This window comes from Halomonas beimenensis (genome assembly GCF_002549795.1).
Lineage (GTDB): Bacteria > Pseudomonadota > Gammaproteobacteria > Pseudomonadales > Halomonadaceae > Halomonas > Halomonas beimenensis.
The window spans coordinates 1,480,828-1,497,949 of sequence record NZ_CP021435.1; the positions used below are offsets into that span (position 1 = coordinate 1,480,828).

Genomic DNA, 17,122 nt, shown 5'->3' on the forward strand with positions numbered 1-17,122 from the left:
GGGACGGTGACTCGTGGGCGCCTGCTGGAGGCCAGGACCCGCATCGGGTGTCCGCTCAGTCATCCGGGTCGGTGATCAGGTTGGCGAGATTGACCTGGGTCGACTTGATCTCACGGGTGGCGATGTAGGTCATGTAGCGTTCGATCCCCAGTTCCGCCGAGAGCAACCGGTCCATGACGCGCTGAAAGGCGGAAAGGCTCGGCGTCACGACTTTCAGCACGTAGTCCATGCCCCCTCCGGTCGTCAGGCATTCGACGATCTCATCGACTCGACCGATATATTCCTCGAATCGCTCGAAGTTCGCCTTGCGATGCCCCTCGAGTGAAACGGTGACCACCACGGTGGTGGCATTGGCGATCTTGTCGAGCGCGATATCCGCGTGATACCCACGGATCAGGCCGGCTTCCTTCAATCGCGTGAAGCGAATCCAGCATGGCGTCGGAGACAGGTTGACGAGTTCTGACAGCTTGGTCTTGCTGAGCTGGCCGTGCTGCTGCAGTGCGCGGAGAATGCGGATGTCGGCCGCATCAATGGCAATTTTCCTCATTGGCTCTCAGCCTTCATGGTAATCCCTAAAGATGTGACTGATTCAGGAGTGAGGTGCAAGGTTTCTCGGTGCGCTGCATGGCGTCCGGCGGTCACGCCACAGGTGAAGTCGTAATGGGCTAATGGGAAAACCGCAACCATCCAGGGGCGATCCGTGGCTCATCCGTCGCTGGCTTCCGAAACGGTCAGGCAGGAGGGGGGCAGGCCAGCCACGGACAACCGCCTCAGGGGCGTATGGGGCTGGCTCCCGGGCACGATATCATATCGCCCCGTACCGTAAAGCAGGAATCCCCGGGACCGGGCCCCCGGGCGGGATGGGGCTCCCGGGGCGGAAGCTCAGCGGCGCTTGCGGAGGTCGGTCGCCCCGGCACCTGGAAGGGGCGGGGCGCCCCCCGTGTGAATGACTGGCCGGCCACTATTAACCTTGCAATCCAATAGATCATCCTGATCTCTTTGATTGTCGCCCGCGCCACCCTGGCGCAGATGCGTGGATCTGCTGGTGTGGCGCGGGCTCGCGCCGGCCCGACGGCCGGCGGCGGCACGTCCCTGTGCCGCGATTGACCCGACATAAAACCTTGCCGGGTTAATAAGCCGAGGTGGCGAGGCCCGTCGACTCCGCTTCGTGACGCCTGCGCTTCTTCTGGGCGTCGATCAACACATCCCGCAGCAACTCTTCGGCACTGGGGTGGTAGATGGGCATCTCCAGTACCTGCTCCGCCGTCATGCCGTGCGTGATGGCCAGGGCGAGCAGGTGGGCCAGGTGTTCGGCCTGGTATCCCAGCAGCTCGGCGCCCAGGATGACGTCGGTGCGCGCGTCCAGATAGACCTGCATATGCCCTTGCACCTTGTTCCAGACCACATGGCGGGGGCTGGTGAACGGCAGCTCACCGATGACGATCTCCCGGCCTTGAAGCTGCTGGAAGCTCTGGCCGATGACGGCGATCTGGGGATCGGTGAAGAAGACCATCAATGGCGGCCGACGCCCTGCAGGGGTGGGGTCCGGGTAGTTCAGCGCATTGTCGGCGGCGATGCGCCCCTCGTCGTAGGCTTCATGCCACACCGGCAGGTGATCGGTGGCATCCCCGGCGATGAAGATGGGCAGGTTGCCGCAGCGCATCGTGTGCGGATCGACACTCACCGCGCCGGTGTCGGTGATCTCCACGCCGGCATGCTCCAGCCCCAGCCGATCCAGGTTGGACACCCGTCCCGTGGCGACCAGGACGCTGTCGAATGCCTTGGTGACCCGCTGGCCGTCCGACCGCTCGAAGTCGATCCAGGCGCCTTCCGCGTCCTCCCAGGTGCTCAGCACCCGGCCGCTGGGATGGATATCCAGCTCGTCGGCGAGGACATCGAGCGCCTGGCGGCGCATGGCCGGGTGGGTGAGGGCGTTGATCCTGCCGGAGCGGCCGTAGATGGTCGTCTCGACCCCCAGCCGATGGAGGGCCTGGCCCAGTTCCAGGGCGATGACGCCCATGCCGATCACGGCGATCGAGCGGGGCAGGTCCTCCAGCTCGAAGATCGTGTCGCTGGTGAGCACGCGGGACATCACGGGCTCGAACACCTCGCCGATCGCGGGGCGCGAGCCGCAGGCGAGGATGATCTTCTCCGCCCTGACCTCCACCGATTCGCCCACCATCAGGCGCCCCGGCCCGACGAACCGGGCGCGCCCCTCGAGCTTGTGACGAGCCGGAATCTTGTCGACGTAGCCGAGGTTGCGGGCGACGAACCGATGATCCCGCTCTCGGCGCAAGCGTTCCAGGACCTGGCGGCCTTCCACATGGCCCGAGGCGGGCACCCCGAAGAAATCGCTGGTCTGCAGGTGGTGGGCGTAGTCGGCAGCGGTGATCAGCAGCTTGCTGGGCATGCAGCCGACCCTGGCACAGGTGGTGCCGTAGGGACCGTCCTGGATCATCACCAGGCTGTCGGTCTGTCGGCTGATCTTCGAATAGGCGCCCAGTCCGCTGGTGCCGGCGCCGATGATCGCGTATTCCACATTCATGGTCTTCATGCTCAACCCCCCATCCCACATGACTTCACGATCCATGCAGGCTAAGCGGGGCCTGCTGGGGGGTAAAGTGATGCTTACTAAGCATTTGGCTTACCTTTCGTCATTCACTCCTTATCGCTTCACTCGACGATCCTTCGTTTTATCCCTCCACTGAGCCGTCGGCTGGCTGGGAAGGGGCTGGCAGTTGAACTTTCACATTAGCTGGGCTAACCCTTCTGGTTAGCAATCGTCGTTTTACGGGCGTCCCGGGGATCGCTTAGCTTGCGGGCATGCTCAGGAGGTTTGTCTATGTCAGTCCATCAGTCCGTCATCCGTTGGCAGCGTGCCCCCCACGAAAGCGACCCAAGCACCTATTCGCGTAATCACCGAGTCACGCTGAACGGTGACCAGCAGGTCGATGTTTCCGCATCGGTCGAGTTCAAGGGGGATTCGAGCTGTGCCGACCCGGAACAAATGCTGATCAGCGCGGTGTCCAGCTGTCATATGCTGTTTTTTCTGGCCATCGCCGAGTTTCAGGGTTATCGGGTCGAATCCTATGAGGACGATCCGCTCGGCTATCTGGAGCGCAACGATAAGAAGGGGATGGAGGTGACGCGTATCGAACTGTCACCGCGCATCACCTTCGGGGGTGATAAAGTGCCCGATCAGAAGGCGATATCCCGAATGCACGCCGGGGCTCACAGGAATTGTTTCATCCGCAACTCGATCACCGCCGAGGTGACGGTCAACCACCTTTAATCAGCCAGTTCTGTCGGGAGGCATTCATGAGTCTCAATCACACTACGGACGACATCCTTCTCAGGGAAGACAGGGACGGAGCCGTCTATCTCACGCTGAATCGGCCGGACAAGTTCAACACCCTGTCCGAAGCGATGCTGGACGTGTTGCAGCGGGAGCTGGATGCGATCGCCGCCGATCCTGCCGTCCGCTGTGTGGTGATCGGTGCCAATGGGCGGGGGTTCTGCGCCGGCCATGACCTCAAGGAAATGCGCGCCAATCCCGACAAGGCCTATTACCAGGCGCTGTTTCGCCGCTGCAGCCGGGTGATGCAGAGCATCGTCGAGATGCCGGTCCCGGTCATCGCCAAGGTCCAGGGGATGGCCACGGCGGCGGGGTGCCAACTGGTCGCCAGCTGCGATCTGGCCATCGCCGGCCAATCGGCCAGCTTCGCGGTATCGGGCATCAACGTGGGCCTGTTCTGCTCGACCCCGGCCGTGGCGCTGTCCCGCAGCATCTCGCCCAAGCGGGCGTTCGACATGCTGGTGTCAGGCAATTTCATCGATGCGGACACGGCGTTGGAGTGGGGGCTGCTCAGTGCCGTCACCGATGACGACGACCTGGACGCCGCCGTGGCGGACAAGGTGGAGCTGATCCTGAGCAAGAGTCCGGCGGCGGTACGCTTCGGCAAGTCCATGTTCCATCCCCAGCGTCAGATGGCCTTGGCCGATGCCTACGACTTCGCCGGCAACGTGATGGCGGAAAACATGATGAGCCCCGACGCAGGCGAAGGGATCGATGCCTTTCTCGGCAAGCGTAGGCCCGTCTGGGAGCAGCCAGGCAATGCCTGAACCGTGCCTGCGTTCGTCGACTCGATAGACAGCGCCCGGTACCGCGGCGTGCATTTGACGACGCGTCGGGATGCGTGGTGACGGCGGGACATTCGATGGCTCGTGCCGCCGGGGTGGCGGTTGAAAGGCCGGGTTTATAACCCTTACCTAAAATAACAGGGGTTGATCCATGAACGATATTTGCCAATTCAATGAGGCTCTCGAGAAAACGGCGGCGAATCATGTTCCGCTGTCTCCCTTGAGCTTCATCAAGCGGGCCGCCGCCGTTTATCCCGACCGGACGGCGCTGATCTACAACGAGACGCGGTACACCTGGCGGCAGACCTACGGCCGCTGTCGTCGGCTGGCCGCCCTGCTGAAGCATTTCGGCATCTCCCGGGGAGATACGGTCGCGGTCATGTTGCCGAATGTCCCGGCCATGTACGAGGCTCACTTCGGGGTGCCCATGGTGGGAGCGGTGCTGAACGCGATCAACGTGCGCCTGGATGCCGAAGCGGTGGCCTTCATCCTCGATCACAGCCGTTCCCGCCTGCTGTTGGTCGATCCCGAGTACGCGGAGGTGGTCGACAAGGCCCTGGCCCGGCTGGAAGGGCCGGCGCCCCGGGTGATCAACGTCTCGGACCCGAGTCAGGGCGCCGAGCGTTTCCTCGGCGACCTGGAGTACGAGGCGCTGCTGGCCGAGCAGCCGGAGCTGGACGACTGGGAGCTTCCGGCCGACGAGTGGGATGCGATCTCGCTGGGTTACACGTCCGGCACCACCGGCAATCCGAAGGGGGTCGTCTCCCACCATCGCGGCGCCTACCTGAATGCGGTCAGTAACGTGCTGTCCTGGACGCTGCCGGCCGAGGTGGTCTACCTCTGGACGCTGCCGATGTTTCACTGCAACGGCTGGTGCTTCCCGTGGACGCTGGCGGCGATCGGCGGGACCAGCGTCTGCCTGCGCCGGGTCGACCCGGAGCTGATCCTGGACTTGATCCGGCGGCATCGGGTCACCCACTACTGCGGTGCACCCGTCGTCCACTCGATGATCGCCGATGCCGCCGTGGCGGCCCAGGCGCCGATCGATCACCCCGTGGCGGGGCTGATCGCCGGCGCGGCCCCCCCGGCGTCGGTGCTGGAGCGGATGGAGACCATCGGCATCGAGCTCACCCACGTCTACGGCCTGACCGAGACCTACGGCCCGGCGTCGGTGTGCGCCAAACAGGAGGGCTGGGATCAGTGCTCCCTGGAGGAGCGGGTCCGGCTCAACGGGCGTCAGGGGGTGGCCTACCCCTTGCAGGAAAGCCTGGCGGTGCTGGACCCGGCCACCATGGAGCCCGTCCCGGCCGATGGCGAGACGGTGGGCGAGATCATGTTCCGGGGCAACATCGTCATGAAGGGCTACCTGCGCAACGAGGCCGCCACCCAGGAAGCCTTTGCCGGTGGCTGGTTCCACTCCGGTGACCTCGCCGTGGTGGAATCGGATGGCTACGTCAAGATTCGCGACCGGCTCAAGGACGTGATCATCTCGGGCGGGGAGAACATCTCCTCCCTGGAAGTCGAGGAGGTCATCCAGCGCCACGGCGACGTCGAGCTGGCGGCGGTCGTGGCGATGGCGGACGAGAAGTGGGGAGAAGTGCCCGCGGCCTTCGTTCAGCTGCGTCCCGGTAGCGAGTTGACCGAAGAGGCATTGATCCGCTTCTGCCGGGAGAACATCAGTCGCTTCAAGGCGCCCAAGAAGGTGATCTTCACCCGGCTGCCGACCACCTCGACCGGGAAGATCCAGAAGTTCCAGTTGCGCCAGCAGCTCGAGAGCGGTCTGCCGGCCTGAGCCATCGGGAACAGGAGGCGAAGGCCCCGAGGCGGGCACTATGGCGTGTGCCCCGGCAGCGATTATAGTGAGCCTTCACCGGGTCACTCGATCGGGCCGGTGGCCACCGTCACTCCAGCGAGTATTGGTCATGTCACGACTCCCTCCCCTGATCGCCCTGTCCTATTTCGAGGTCGCCGCGCGCACCAGGAGCTTCGCCGCGGCGGCCAAGGAGCTCAATGTCACCCCGGCGGCGATCAGCCATCAGATCAAGGCGCTCGAGGAGTATCTCGGCGTCGATCTGTTCGTCCGCCACCACCGCCGGGTCAGCCTGACGCCGGCCGCGCGTGGGGCCTTGCCCGAGTTGCATGAGGGCTTCCAGACCCTGGCGCGGGCGGTGGACAAGATCCGCTCCTACGGCGAGGAGCGCCTGATCGTCACCGTGTGCGCCGAACCCTTGTTCGCCACCAAGTGGATCGTCCCCCGCCTGCACCGGTTCTACGCCCGTTGTCCCGAGGCCGAAGTGAGGCTGCAGGCGAGCCTGCACACGGTGGATCGTGCCCGGGAGAGCGCCTTGGGGGTGGCCGATCTCAAGCGTGCCGGCATCGATGTCTCCGTGCGTCTCGGCTACGGCAACTATCCGGACCTGGCGCCTCGGCGGCTGTTGAGCCTGGATCTGGTGCCACTCTGCGCGCCGGAGCTGGCCTCCGCCGTGGACGATATCGAGACCCTGAGGGGATTGCCGTTGCTGTGCGACGGCACCCTGACTCGCTTGAACGAGCCCTTCGGCTGGAAGGAGTGGTTCCAGCAGCAGGGATGCGAGAGCGGGGGGCTGCGCGAACTGCGATTCGGCAACGGGCTGCTGGCGCTGGAGGCGGCCATCGCCGGCCAGGGCGTCCTGCTCGGCAGTCGGGATCTCCTCCAGGCCGAGCTGTCCGCGGGCAAGCTGGTGGTGGTGGCCGATCGTCCCCTGAACTGTGATCAGGCCTACTACGTGGTGAGCGCGGGCGAGGGCCTGGAGCGCCCCATCGCGGGACAGTTCCGTGAGTGGTTGCTGGAAGAGGCCGGCATGCCGGCCGAAGAGGAGATCCCATCCGCGCCCGTCGACCTTTCGGACAACGCCTGAGAACGCCGCCGATGCCGTCCGCTGGGTGAGCCAGGGACGGCATCGGCGGTTTCAAGGCCGTGCCATTACTTGGCGGCGAGCGCCACGCCGACCTTGGAGCGGTTGGGCCGGCCGATGGCCTGGGTGATCCAGCTGCCGGTCGCGGCGAGCTTGTCCAGGTCGATGCCGGTGTCGATGCCGAGGCCGTCGAGCAGGTAGACCACGTCCTCGCTGGCCACGTTGCCGGAGGCGCCTTTCGCATACGGGCATCCGCCGAGCCCGGCCACCGAGCTGTCGACCACGGCCACGCCTTCCTCGAGCACCGCGTAGAGGTTGGCCAGTGCCTGGCCGTAGGTGTCGTGGAAGTGGGCGGCGAGCCGGGCCATGGGCACCTCCCGAGCCACGGCCTCCAGCATGCGCTTGGCCTTGAGCGGGGTGCCGGTTCCGATGGTGTCGCCCAGCGAGATCTCGTAGCAGCCCATGTCATGCAGGGCCTTGGCGACCTCGGCCACCTTGGCGGGGGCGATCTCGCCCTCGTAGGGGCAGCCCAGCACGCAGGAGACGTAGCCGCGCACGCGGACGTTTGCCTCCCGGGCGCGCTCGAGCACCGGGGCGAAGCGCTCCAGGGACTCGGCCACGGAGCAGTTGATGTTCTTGCGGGAGAAGGACTCGGAGGCGGCGCCGAACACCGCGACCTCCTCGACGCCGCACTCCAGCGCGGCCTCGAGGCCCTTGAGGTTGGGGGTCAGCGCCGAGTAGACGACGCCCTCGCGGCGCTCGAGGCCGGTCATCACCTCGCGGTGGTCGGCCATCTGCGGCACCCACTTGGGGGAGACGAAGCTGGCCGCCTCGATATGGGCAAGCCCCGCCGCGCCCAGGCGGTCGATCAGTTCCAGCTTGGTCTCGGTCCCGATCGCCTCGGGTTCGTTCTGCAGCCCGTCGCGAGGGCCGACCTCGACCAGGCGCACGCGCTTGGGAAATGCCATGGGTTATCTCCTGTCCTGCTCAAGACGGGCCGATGATCTGGCCTCGCGTCGCGGCTTACCCGGCGACAGTTCTCCGAGGGGGCGCTGTAAATACTTCCCTGTACGCTACCGATGCCCTGCGGCGCTCTTGCATCCTGCGCCGCTTGCAGGGCCGGTGCGGGCCATCCATGGCCCGCCCGTTCGGAGCGGTGCTCCTCACCCATGGCATAGGACCCCCTCTTCGAACTGTCCCCGGCGCCGCTCACCTGAGTTGTACCTGGCGATTGCCATCATCGCCGATACGGCCATGCTACTGCTCGGCGCTCGGCGCTCGGCGCTCGGCGCTCGGCGCTCGGCGCTCGGCGCTCGGCGCTCGGCGCTCGGCGCTCGGCGCTCGGCGCTCGGCACTATTCGTCCGCGGCGAACTCCAGCAGCACGTCGCCCTGGCCCACGGTATCGCCGGCGGCGAAGTGGAAGCTCTCCACGTGGCCGTCGGCGGGGGCGGTCATGGTGTGCTCCATCTTCATGGCCTCCATGACCATCAGCGGCATGCCCTTCTCCACCCGGGCGCCGGCCTCCACCAACAGGGCGACCACGGTGCCGTGCATGGGCGCGGTGAGGGTGGACTCGGCCTCGTGGTGGCCGTGGTCGATGGCATCGATGCGCCGCCAGAACAGCCGGGTCTCCCGCTGCGGGTCCACCAGCACCACCACGTTGCCGTCGCGGCGGGCCTGCAGGCGGCGGCGGTGGCCGTTCAGGGTCACCGCCACGGCGTCACCCTCCAGCGGCTCCAGGGTGGCGGCGAAGGTCTCCCCGCCCAGGGTCAGCTGCCAGGGCGAGCCTTCCGTCTCGCGCCGGCCCTCGACCACCACCACGGCCTCGGAGTCGTCCTCGTCCTGGGCGTGGGCCGGGTCGCACAGGGCGATGCGGATGGTGTGCGGGGCGTTCAGCCGGAAGCCGTCGTGACGATCCCAGGGCGAATCGCTTTCGCATTCCCGGGCCAGCTGGTGCAGGCCGATCAGGGCCGCGCTGGCGTATTCCTCGGGCGCATGGCGGCGCTCGGCGAACAGGGTGGCCTCGTTGCGCTCGATGAAGCGCGTGTCGAGGTTGGCGTCACGGAAGGCCGGATGGGTGGCCAGACGCTGCAGGAAGGCCCGGTTGGTCACCACGCCGCGCACGTCCAGGGCGGCCAGGGCCCGGTTGAGGGTGGCGAGCGCCTGGGTGCGGTCGTCGGCATGGACGATCAGCTTGGCCAGCATGGGGTCGTAGTGCATGGAGACGGCGTCACCGGTCTCCACGCCGCTGTCCAGCCGCACCCGGTCCGGGTCCAGGCCGGCGCCGGCCAGGTCCATGCCGAAGCGGGTCAGGGTGCCGGTAGCGGGCAGGAAGTCCTGCTCCGGGTCCTCGGCATAGAGGCGTGCCTCGAAGCTGTGCCCGGTGATGGTCAGCTCGTCCTGGGCCAGCGGCAGGCGTTCGCCCATGGCCACGCGAAGCTGCCACTCCACCAGGTCCTGGCCGGTGATCATCTCGGTGACCGGGTGTTCCACCTGGAGACGGGTGTTCATCTCCATGAAGTAGAAGCTGCCGTCCACGTCGAGCAGGAACTCGACGGTGCCCGCGCCCACATAGCCGATCTCCCGGGCGGCGCGCACGGCGGCCTCGCCCATCTCGCGGCGCAACTCCTCGGTCATGCCGGGGGCGGGGGCCTCCTCGAGCACCTTCTGGTGGCGGCGCTGTACCGAGCAGTCGCGCTCGAAGAGGTAGACGCCGTTGCCGTGAGTGTCGCAGAACACCTGGACCTCGACGTGGCGCGGCTGGACCAGGTACTTCTCGATCAGCATGCGGTCGTCGCCGAAGGCGGCCTTGGACTCGCGGCGGCAGCCGTCCAGGGCGGCCTGGAAGCCGTCCGCGGACTCCACCACGCGCATGCCCTTGCCCCCGCCGCCGGCGCTGGCCTTGAGCAGCACCGGGTAGCCGATGCGCTCGGCCTCGTCGCGCAGCAGGGCGTCGTCCTGGGACTCGCCATGGTAGCCGGGCACCAGGGGCACCCCGGCATCATGCATGCGCGCCTTGGCGGCGGACTTGTCGCCCATGGCGGCGATGGCCGAGGCGGGCGGGCCGACGAAGGTGATGCCGGCGGCATCCAGGGCCTCCACGAAGAGGCCGTTCTCGGAGAGGAAACCGTAGCCGGGGTGGATGGCGCCGGCGCCGGTGCGCCGGGCGGCCTCGACCACGGCCTCCACGTTCAGGTAGCTCTCCCGGGCGGCGGCCGGGCCCAGGCGCACGGCCTCGTCGGCCTCGCGCACGTGGCGGGCGTTGGCGTCGGCGTCGGAGTAGACCGCCACGGTGCGCAGGCCCATGCGGCGGGCGGTGCGCATCACGCGGCAGGCGATCTCGCCGCGGTTGGCCACCAGCAGGGTGTCGAAGCGCTGGGGGGTGTGCTGGTTCGTCCGGGTCATTTACGGCGCTCCGTGTTCGATGAGGAGTCGGGGGCCCAGGCGGGGCGACGTTTCTCCAAGAAGCTGGCCAGGCCCTCCTGGCCCTCGTGGCTCACCCGCAGCTCGCTGATGATGCGGCAGGTGTGGTCGCGGGTGGCATTGCTGTCGGGTTCCCGGGCGACCTCGGCGAGCAGCGCCTTGGTGGCGCGGCTGGCCTGGGGCGAGGTGCCGAGCAGGGTCTCGACCATGGCCTCCACCGCCTCGTCGAGGGCATCCGGCTCGACTACCCGGTGGACCAGGTCCAGCCGTTCGGCGGTGGCGGCGTCCATGACCTCGGCGGTCAGGGCGTAGCGGCGCATCTGGCGCTCGCCGAGGGCCCGCTGCACGTAGGGGCTGATCACCGCCGGCGAGAGGCCGATGCGGACCTCGGAGAGGCAGAACCTGGCCTTCTCCGAGGCGATTACCACGTCGCAGCAGGCCGCCAGGCCCACGGCGCCGCCGAAGGTGGCGCCCTGCACGCGGCAGACGGTGGGGCAGGGCAGGGTGTCCAGGCCGTGCATCAGCGCCGAGAGCTCGCGGGAGTCCGCGAGGTTGTCCTCGAAGTCGTAGTCGACCATGCGCTTCATCCAGTTCAGGTCGGCCCCGGCGGAGAAGCTCTTGCCCTCCGAGCCCAGCACCAGCAAGCGTACCTCGCCGCGGTGAGCCAGCTCGCCGAGCCGCTGCAGGTGGTCGTTGAGCTCGGCGATGAGATGGTCGTCGAAGGCGTTGTGGACCTCCGGGCGATCGAGCGTCAGCCGGGCGACCCCGCGGTCGTCGATCTCGAGTCTTGAGAAGCTTGTCTGTGACATGTCAGACCTCGTTAGCAGAGCTTGAAGCCGGAAGCTGGAAGCTTGAAGAAACCCCGGTAGCTTGCCTCCGGGGCGTGCGGTGGTGACTTCCAGCTTAGAGCCTCAAGCTTCCGGCTCCCTTGCGCAGCAAGGGGACTACATCCTGAACACGCCGAAGCGGGTCTCTTCCACCTCGGCATTCATGGCCGCGGCCAGGGACAGGCCGAGGACGTCGCGGGTCTGGGCCGGGTCGATGACCCCGTCGTCCCAGAGCCGTGCGCTGGCGTAGTAGGGGTGCCCCTGGTGCTCGTACTGGTCGCGGGTCGGCTGCTTGAAGGCGGCCTCTTCCTCGGCCGTCCATTCGCGCCCCTCGCGCTCGATCTGCTCGCGCTTGACCTGGGCCAGTACCCCGGCGGCCTGCTCGCCGCCCATGACGGAGATCCGGGCGTTGGGCCACATGAACAGCAGGTTGGGGTCGTAGGCGCGGCCGCACATGCCGTAGTTGCCGGCGCCGAAGCTGCCGCCGATCAGCACGGTGAACTTGGGCACCTTGGCGCAGGCCACCGCGGTGACCAGCTTGGCGCCATGCTTGGCGATGCCCTCGTGCTCGTACTTGGAGCCGACCATGAAACCGGTGATGTTCTGCAGGAACACCAGCGGGATCTTGCGCTGGGCGCAGAGCTCGATGAAGTGCGCGCCCTTGACGGCGCTCTCGGAGAAGAGCACGCCGTTGTTGGCGACGATGCCCACCGGATGGCCGTGGATATGGGCGAAGCCGGTCACCAGGGTGTCGCCGTAGTAGCGCTTGAACTCGTCGAAGGCCGAGTCGTCGACGATGCGGGCGATGACCTCGCGGACCTCGAAGGGCTTCTTGAGGTCGGTGCCGACGATGCCGTAGAGCTCCTCGGGGTCCAGGCGCGGCGGCTTGGGTTCGGCCATGGCAAGCCTGCCGCGCTTCTGCCAGTTCAGCCGGGCCACGCAGCGACGGGCCAGCTGCAGGGCATGGGCGTCGTTCTCGGCGTAGTGGTCGGCCACGCCGCTCTGCTTGGCGTGGACGTCGGCGCCGCCCAGGTCCTCGGCGCTGATCGACTCGCCGGTGGCGGCCTTCACCAGCGGCGGGCCGCCCAGGAAGATGGTGCCTTGCTCGCGGACGATGATCGACTCGTCGGCCATGGCCGGCACGTAGGCGCGGGCGGCGGTGCAGGAGCCCATCACCACGGCGATCTGCGGGATGCCCTCGGCGGAGAGGGTGGCCTGGTTGTAGAAGATGCGCCCGAAGTGGTCGCGGTCGGGGAAGACCTCGTCCTGGCGGGGCAGGAAGGCGCCACCGGAGTCCACCAGGTAGAGGCAGGGCAGGCGATGCTTGCGGGCGATCTCCTGGGCGCGCAGGTGCTTCTTCACGGTCAGCGGGAAGTAGGTGCCGCCCTTGACGGTGGCGTCGTTGGCGACGATCACGCACTCCACGGCGGAGACCCGGCCGATGCCGGTGACCACGCCGGCGGCGGGCACCGGGCTGTCGTACACCTCGTGGGCGGCCAGCGCCGAGAACTCGAGGAAGGGCGAGCCCTCGTCGAGCAGGTGGTCGATGCGGTCGCGCACGAACAGCTTGCCGCGGGACTCGTGGCGTTTTCGGGCCTTCTCGCCGCCGCCCTGGCGGATGGAGGCGGTCAGGTCGCGCAGCTTGCCGACCTCGGCCCGCATGGCTTCGTCGTTGGCCTGGAAGCCCTCGCTGCGCGGATTGATCTGGGACGTCAGAACGCTCATTTATCCCTCCGGGATAAAAGCGGGAAGCTCGAAGCCGGAAGCTGGAAGGAATCCCATGAACGTGGAGGGACGATCTCTTCCAGCTTCAAGCTTCCTGCTTGTAGCTGGGTTTAAGCCGATTCGTTGAAGATCTCGCGGCCGATCAGCATGCGCCGGATCTCGCTGGTGCCGGCGCCGATCTCGTAGAGCTTGGCGTCGCGCAGCAGTCGCCCGGTGGGATACTCGTTGATGTAGCCGTTGCCGCCCAGCAGCTGGATGGCGTCCAGGGCGACCTGGGTGGCCTTCTCGGCACAGTAGAGGATGACGCCGGCGGCGTCCTTGCGCGAGGTCTGGCCGCGGTCGCAGGCGGCGGCCACGCTGTAGAGGTAGGCGCGGCAGGCGTTCAGGGTGGTGTACATGTCGGCCACCTTGCCCTGCACCAGCTGGAACTCGCCGATCGACTGGTCGAACTGCTTGCGCTCGTGGATGTAGGGCACCACCACGTCCATGGCGGCCTGCATGATGCCGATGGGGCCGGCGGCCAGCACGGTGCGCTCGTAGTCCAGGCCGCTCATCAGCACGCGCACGCCCCGGCCGACCTCGCCGAGCACGTTCTCCTCGGGCACCTCGCAGTCCTCGAACACCAGCTCGCAGGTGTTGGAGCCGCGCATGCCCAGCTTGTCGAGCTTCTGGGCGGTGGAGAAGCCCTTCATGCCCTTCTCGATGATGAAGGCGGTGATGCCCTTGGAACCGGCGTCCGGGTCGGTCTTGGCGTAGACCACCAGGACGTCGGCGTCGGGACCGTTGGTGATCCACATCTTGTTGCCGTTGAGGATGTAGCGGTCGCCGTCCTTGCGGGCACGCAGCTTCATGGACACCACGTCGGAACCGGCGCCCGGCTCGGACATGGCCAGGGCGCCGACGTGCTCGCCGCTGATCAGCCTGGGCAGGTACTTGGCCTTCTGCTCCGCGTTGGCATTGATCTTGAGCTGGTTCACGCAGAGGTTGGAGTGAGCCCCGTAGGACAGCCCCACCGAGGCGCTGGCCCGGGAGATCTCCTCCATGGCGATGCAGTGGGCCAGGTAGCCCATGCCGGTCCCGCCGTCCTCGTCCGGCACGGTGATGCCGAGCAGGCCCATGTCGCCGAACTTCTGCCAGAGGTCGTTGGGGAACTCGTTCTTCTCGTCGATCTCGGCGGCGCGGGGGGCGATCTCGTCCCGGGCGAAGGCGTTCACCTGGTCGCGCAGCATGTTGAGTTCGTCGTCGAGGCCGAAGTCGAGGGGCTTGTAGGGGGCGTGCATGGCGATCTCCCTTGCTATGTCGAGTCGTGCGCCGGGTTGCGGCTGCATCAGGCAATTGGGTGGATGTGGCAAGCCTAGGCCAGGTTTACGTTAACGTAAAGTGCAGCCTTGGAGGCGTAGACCAAGGTCGCATTCGTGACTCGGCCTTCCGCCGTCGCCGCAGGCCGGGAAGGCGGGCGTCGGCCCCGTCTCGCCTGGCAGCGAGCCTCCGGCGTGGCTTTTCCTCACAACACCTTCCCTCAGCCTAGTCACTGACGCCAGGGCTGAGGGCGGGGGAGGCCCAGGAACACACTCAACGGGGCGGTCGACCAAGGAGAGGGACAGGCAGGTCATGGGCAGGCCATGTCCGCTTCCCTGACCGGGCCGGCCTCGAGGCCTTCGTCACCGCGCGCAGGGGCGTGCTTCGCGGGGCCGAACACCCCCTGTTCCAGCCGGGGGCGAGGCCGCGGCGGCGTGGGCTCACGGGGCGTTGGGGAAGAACAGCTGCTGGCCCTTCACCGTGAAGTCGGCGATGGCCCGCTGGCCCGCGTCGGAAAGCAGCCAGTCGTGCCACTGCTCGGCGAGGTCGTGCTCGAGGTGGGGGTGTCGCTGCTCGGAGAGCACCAGGCTGCCGTACTGGTTGAACAGCGCGGGGTCACCCTCGAAGAGCAGCGCGAGGTTCTGGCGGTTGTCGAAGGCCACCCAGGTGGCGCGGTCGGCCATCACGTAGGCGTCCATGCCGGCGGCGGTGTTGAGCGTCGCCCCCATGCCGCTGCCGAGCTCCCGGTACCAGGCTCCGTCGGGTTCGATGCCGGCGGCGTCCCAGAGGCGCCGCTCGGCCCGGTGGGTCCCGCTGTCGTCGCCCCGGGAGGCGAAGGGCGCCTCGGCCTGGCGGATGCGCGTCAGCGCCTGGGCGACGCTCCCGGCCCCCTCGATGCCCGCCGGATCCTCGGCGGGACCGAGGATCACGAAGTCGTTGACCATGACATCGGCCCGCTCGCTGGCGTAGCCCTCGGCGACGAAGCGCTTCTCGCCTTCGGTATCGTGGACCAGGAGGCTGTCGGCGTCGCCGCGGCGGGCGATCTCGAAGGCCTGGCCGGTGCCCACGGCGACCACCCGGACCTCGATGCCGGTGCTATCGGTGAACTTGGGGATGATGGCGTCGAACAGCCCCGAGTTCTCGGTGGAGGTGGTGGAGGCCAGGGTGATGTAGGGCGCCTCGTCCTGGGCCTGAGCGAACATGGAAAGGCCCAGCAGGCCGGCGGTGGCGAGCGTGATGCCGATTCGCATGGTGACGTTCCTTCTATGGCGGTTGACATCGGCGGGGCTAGCCGACCAGCTCCCCGCGCAGGAAGGCCGCCGCCTCGGGCGTGGCGGGGGCCGAGAAGAAGCGCTCGGCGTCGGCCTGTTCGAGCAGGCGGCCGTCGCACAGGAAGATCACCTCGTCGGCCAGGCGACGTGCCTGGTGCAGGTCGTGGGTGCTCATCAGGATCCGCGTGCCGCGGCGGTGGAAGTCGTCGACCGCCGCCTCCACCGCCCGGATGGCGGCGGGGTCCAGGGCCGAGGTGGGCTCGTCCAGGAAGAGCATGTCGGGCTCCAGCAGCCAGGCCCGGGCCAGGGCCAGGCGCTGCTGCTCGCCGCCGGACAGCACCCGGGCCGGCCGGCGGGCCAGTTCGCCCAGGCCGAAGCGTTCCAGGGCCTCGCGGGCCAGGCGGCGTCGCCGCCGCCAGGGGATGCCGTTCACGGCCAGGGCATAGGTCAGGTTGTCCAGGGCGCAGCGCTTGAGCAGCACCGGGCGCTGGAAGACCATCGCCTGACGCGGCGGTGCCCCTTCCCAGCGCACCCGTCCCCGGCTGGGGGGCAGCAGGCCGTGGGCCAGGCGCATCAGCAGGCTCTTGCCGGCGCCGTTGGGGCCCATGACCAGGGTGCGCCGGCAGCCTTCGAGGCGCAGCGAGACGTCCGTGAGCAGGGGCTGGCCGCGATGGACGAAGCTCGTCCCCTCGAGCGCCAGGGCGGCGACGTCGGCGTGCTGTCGGGCCTGCAGCATGGTGTTCATCCCAGTCGCCTCCGTGCCGTCTCGCCGAGCAGGTGGGCCGCGGCGTTGACCAGGGCGACCAGCGTCAGCAGCACGATGCCGAGCCCCAGGGCCAGGGGCAGGTTGCCCTTGCTGGTCTCCAGCACGATGGCCGTGGTCATTACCCGGGTCACGCCCTCGATGTTGCCGCCGACGATCATGACCGCGCCGACCTCGGCGCTGGCGCGGCCGAAGCCCGCCAGCACCACCGTGAGCAGCCCGAGGCGGGCGTCCCACAGCAGGGTGGGGATCATGCGCGCCCGGGACAGGCCCAGGGAGTGCAGCTGTTCGTGATACTCCTGGTGCAGCTCCTCCACCTGCTGGCGGGTGAGGGCGGCGATGATCGGCAGCACCAGCATGACCTGGGCGACCACCATGGCGCCGGGGGAGAACAGCAGGCCGAACTCGCCGAGCGGCCCGGCCCGGGAGAGCAGCAGGTAGACGGTGAGGCCGGCCACCACCGGGGGCAGGCCCATCAGGGCGTTGAGCGCGACGATCAGCACCCCGCGGCCCGGGAAACGCCACAGCGCCAGGGCCGCCCCCAGGGGCAGGCCCAGCAGGGCGGCGATCAGCACCGCGCTCAGCGAGACCTGCAGCGACAGCATCACGATGCCGAGCAGGGTCGGGTCCAGTTCGAGGATCATGGCCAGGGCGGTGGCCAGGGCGGAGTCGTGCTGGGGCATGCCGTTCTCCGAGTCGTTCACCGGCATGATGTGCCTTGTGTCGCCGGTTTGCATGGGGTGATGGAAAATATGCCGCTAGAATCATCCAAACGACAT

General features: G+C 67.7%; 14 protein-coding genes. 4 read left to right on the plus strand and 10 right to left on the minus strand.

Annotated features, from left to right (window positions below):
- Nucleotides 1-55 precede the first annotated feature (55 nt).
- Both BEI_RS07030 and BEI_RS07035 read right to left on the minus strand, forming a co-directional pair.
- Nucleotides 56-547, minus strand: a complete 492-nt coding sequence (locus BEI_RS07030; protein WP_097788848.1) for an Lrp/AsnC family transcriptional regulator — start codon at nt 545-547, stop codon at nt 56-58.
- A gap of 582 nt (nt 548-1,129) precedes the next feature.
- Nucleotides 1,130-2,554 (minus strand): dihydrolipoyl dehydrogenase, encoded by a 1,425-nt coding sequence (locus BEI_RS07035; RefSeq protein ID WP_193765172.1) that lies wholly within the window; start codon nt 2,552-2,554, stop codon nt 1,130-1,132.
- Between the two features lie 288 nt (nt 2,555-2,842).
- Here BEI_RS07035 and BEI_RS07040 point away from each other — a divergent pair, with 288 nt between their 5' ends.
- The 4 genes from BEI_RS07040 (at nt 2,843) to BEI_RS07055 (ending at nt 7,037) form a co-directional block, all read left to right on the plus strand.
- The gene (locus tag BEI_RS07040) at nt 2,843-3,292 is read left to right on the plus strand and encodes an OsmC family protein (RefSeq protein ID WP_097788850.1); all 450 of its coding nucleotides are present in this window, start codon (nt 2,843-2,845) and stop codon (nt 3,290-3,292) included.
- Between the two features lie 26 nt (nt 3,293-3,318).
- The gene (locus BEI_RS07045) at nt 3,319-4,122 is read left to right on the plus strand and encodes an enoyl-CoA hydratase (RefSeq protein WP_097788851.1); all 804 of its coding nucleotides are present in this window, start codon (nt 3,319-3,321) and stop codon (nt 4,120-4,122) included.
- A 169-nt stretch (nt 4,123-4,291) separates the two neighbouring features.
- Entirely contained in the window at nt 4,292-5,932 is a 1,641-nt protein-coding gene (locus BEI_RS07050; protein WP_097788852.1) for an acyl-CoA synthetase, read from the plus strand.
- 130 nt (nt 5,933-6,062) lie between these two features.
- Nucleotides 6,063-7,037: a LysR family transcriptional regulator gene (locus BEI_RS07055; RefSeq protein ID WP_097788853.1), complete on the plus strand. Its 975-nt coding sequence runs from the start codon at nt 6,063-6,065 to the stop codon at nt 7,035-7,037.
- 65 nt (nt 7,038-7,102) lie between these two features.
- Here the strand turns inward: BEI_RS07055 and BEI_RS07060 are convergent, their stop codons facing one another.
- From BEI_RS07060 to BEI_RS07100, 8 genes are all read right to left on the minus strand, one after another.
- Entirely contained in the window at nt 7,103-8,002 is a 900-nt protein-coding gene (locus BEI_RS07060) for a hydroxymethylglutaryl-CoA lyase (protein ID WP_097788854.1), read from the minus strand.
- Between the two features lie 386 nt (nt 8,003-8,388).
- Nucleotides 8,389-10,440 (minus strand): acetyl-CoA carboxylase biotin carboxylase subunit, encoded by a 2,052-nt coding sequence (locus tag BEI_RS07070; protein ID WP_097788855.1) that lies wholly within the window; start codon nt 10,438-10,440, stop codon nt 8,389-8,391.
- Complete coding sequence (locus BEI_RS07075; RefSeq protein WP_097788856.1) at nt 10,437-11,267, minus strand: enoyl-CoA hydratase-related protein; 831 nt, start codon at nt 11,265-11,267, stop codon at nt 10,437-10,439. The genes BEI_RS07070 and BEI_RS07075 overlap by 4 nt, the downstream gene beginning before the upstream one ends.
- 135 nt (nt 11,268-11,402) lie before the next feature.
- Complete coding sequence (locus tag BEI_RS07080; RefSeq protein WP_097788857.1) at nt 11,403-13,010, minus strand: carboxyl transferase domain-containing protein; 1,608 nt, start codon at nt 13,008-13,010, stop codon at nt 11,403-11,405.
- Nucleotides 13,011-13,120: 110 nt separating this feature from the next.
- The gene (locus BEI_RS07085) at nt 13,121-14,290 is read right to left on the minus strand and encodes an isovaleryl-CoA dehydrogenase (RefSeq protein WP_097788858.1); all 1,170 of its coding nucleotides are present in this window, start codon (nt 14,288-14,290) and stop codon (nt 13,121-13,123) included.
- A 459-nt stretch (nt 14,291-14,749) separates the two neighbouring features.
- Nucleotides 14,750-15,559: an ABC transporter substrate-binding protein gene (locus tag BEI_RS07090; protein ID WP_097788859.1), complete on the minus strand. Its 810-nt coding sequence runs from the start codon at nt 15,557-15,559 to the stop codon at nt 14,750-14,752.
- Nucleotides 15,560-15,596: 37 nt separating this feature from the next.
- On the minus strand, nt 15,597-16,325 hold the full coding sequence (locus BEI_RS07095) for an ATP-binding cassette domain-containing protein (protein ID WP_227644626.1): 729 nt from the start codon (nt 16,323-16,325) through the stop codon (nt 15,597-15,599).
- Nucleotides 16,322-17,026: an ABC transporter permease gene (locus BEI_RS07100; RefSeq protein ID WP_097791024.1), complete on the minus strand. Its 705-nt coding sequence runs from the start codon at nt 17,024-17,026 to the stop codon at nt 16,322-16,324. The genes BEI_RS07095 and BEI_RS07100 overlap by 4 nt, the downstream gene beginning before the upstream one ends.
- Nucleotides 17,027-17,122 lie beyond the last annotated feature (96 nt).

Excerpts from the sequence above, each read along its gene's own strand:
- BEI_RS07085 (WP_097788858.1), bottom strand. The coding sequence starts at position 14,290 with ATGCACGCCCCCTACAAGCCCCTCGACTTCGGCCTCGACGACGAACTC.
- BEI_RS07070 (WP_097788855.1), bottom strand. The coding sequence starts at position 10,440 with ATGACCCGGACGAACCAGCACACCCCCCAGCGCTTCGACACCCTGCTG.
- BEI_RS07040 (WP_097788850.1), top strand. The coding sequence starts at position 2,843 with ATGTCAGTCCATCAGTCCGTCATCCGTTGGCAGCGTGCCCCCCACGAA.
- BEI_RS07075 (WP_097788856.1), bottom strand. The coding sequence starts at position 11,267 with ATGTCACAGACAAGCTTCTCAAGACTCGAGATCGACGACCGCGGGGTC.
- BEI_RS07100 (WP_097791024.1), bottom strand. The coding sequence starts at position 17,026 with ATGCCCCAGCACGACTCCGCCCTGGCCACCGCCCTGGCCATGATCCTC.
- BEI_RS07095 (WP_227644626.1), bottom strand. The coding sequence starts at position 16,325 with ATGAACACCATGCTGCAGGCCCGACAGCACGCCGACGTCGCCGCCCTG.
- BEI_RS07090 (WP_097788859.1), bottom strand. The coding sequence starts at position 15,559 with ATGCGAATCGGCATCACGCTCGCCACCGCCGGCCTGCTGGGCCTTTCC.
- BEI_RS07050 (WP_097788852.1), top strand. The coding sequence starts at position 4,292 with ATGAACGATATTTGCCAATTCAATGAGGCTCTCGAGAAAACGGCGGCG.
- BEI_RS07035 (WP_193765172.1), bottom strand. The coding sequence starts at position 2,554 with ATGAAGACCATGAATGTGGAATACGCGATCATCGGCGCCGGCACCAGC.
- BEI_RS07080 (WP_097788857.1), bottom strand. The coding sequence starts at position 13,010 with ATGAGCGTTCTGACGTCCCAGATCAATCCGCGCAGCGAGGGCTTCCAG.
- BEI_RS07045 (WP_097788851.1), top strand. The coding sequence starts at position 3,319 with ATGAGTCTCAATCACACTACGGACGACATCCTTCTCAGGGAAGACAGG.
- BEI_RS07060 (WP_097788854.1), bottom strand. The coding sequence starts at position 8,002 with ATGGCATTTCCCAAGCGCGTGCGCCTGGTCGAGGTCGGCCCTCGCGAC.
- BEI_RS07030 (WP_097788848.1), bottom strand. The coding sequence starts at position 547 with ATGAGGAAAATTGCCATTGATGCGGCCGACATCCGCATTCTCCGCGCA.
- BEI_RS07055 (WP_097788853.1), top strand. The coding sequence starts at position 6,063 with ATGTCACGACTCCCTCCCCTGATCGCCCTGTCCTATTTCGAGGTCGCC.